This window comes from Mesorhizobium sp. M1E.F.Ca.ET.041.01.1.1 (assembly GCF_003997355.1).
Lineage (GTDB): Bacteria > Pseudomonadota > Alphaproteobacteria > Rhizobiales > Rhizobiaceae > Mesorhizobium.
This window is the reverse complement of the sequence record NZ_RZSL01001071.1, coordinates 1-1,109: the sequence shown is the minus strand read 5'-3', so window position 1 is coordinate 1,109 and position 1,109 is coordinate 1. Positions and strand designations below refer to the sequence as shown.

Below are 1,109 nucleotides of genomic sequence, written 5' to 3'. Positions count from 1 at the left end.
GGGCAATGCCGACCAGTCGGATAGCCCCGCCGACGACGGCAACGCGACCGACAACGGCAACGACACGGTCGTCGCTGCTGCCGAAGAAGCAAATGCCGCGCCGGGCGGGAGCGTCGCCAGTGAGCCGGCAGGCGACACCAGCGAACCGGCAGTCGCCGACGCAAACAGCTGATCCAGGTCCATTTTCCGGCATTCGAACGGCGGAGAGAAATCTCCGCCGTTTACGTTTGTGCGCGCCTGAAGCGCGTGGCGGATCTTTCAGTTCGCTGTTTCAAGTCTTTGTTTGGACGCATGTCGTTCTCCCAGAACCGCTGGTGCACTTCGGGCGACATGCATTGGAATATTCTGTTTTGACCGACATCAAGGCGTCTTGAGAGACCTTCGCCCATACACCATATCTCGGCTGAACAGGGCTCGGCTCGAATGAGCGGGTCCGTCACCGCAATCTGATCCGGTGCCGCAAAGCGGGCCGGTGACGGAAGGAGACAGATATGAATCTTGAAAAATACTCGGAGCGCGTGCGCGGTTTCATCCAGTCCGCGCAGACCATGGCGCTCTCGCGCAACCACCAGCAATTCACTCCAGAGCATATGCTGAAGGTGCTCGTCGACGACGACGAGGGCCTCGCCGCGTCCCTGATCGAGCGCACCGGCGGCCGTGTCCGCGACGTCAAGCTCGGCGTCGAGGCGGCGCTGGAAGCGATGCCGAAGGTGGAAGGCGGTAACGGCCAGCTCTATCTCGCCCAGCCGCTCGCCAAGGTGTTCTCGACCGCCGAGGAACTGGCCAAGAAGGCCGGCGACAGTTTCGTCACCGTCGAGCGGCTGCTGCAGGCGCTCGCCATGGAAAAGTCGGCCAAGACCGCCGACATCCTGGCCAAGGCCGGCGTCACCGCGCAGGCGCTGAACCAGGTCATCAACGACGTTCGCAAAGGTCGCACCGCCGATTCGGCCAATGCCGAACAGGGTTATGACGCGCTGAAGAAATATGCGCGGGACCTCACCGCCGACGCCCGCGCGGGCAAGCTCGATCCGGTCATCGGCCGCGACGACGAGATCCGCCGCACTATCCAGGTGCTGTCGCGGCGCACCAAGAACAACCCCGTGCTGATC

The 1,109-nt window shown here is 63.1% G+C and carries 1 protein-coding gene; it reads left to right on the top strand.

From position 1 onward, the window contains the following. Positions 1 to 491: 491 nt before the first annotated feature. Positions 492 to 1,109: Clp protease N-terminal domain-containing protein (locus tag EOA38_RS37415; RefSeq protein ID WP_281060180.1), on the top strand; the 618-nt coding region annotated here is incomplete at its 3' end.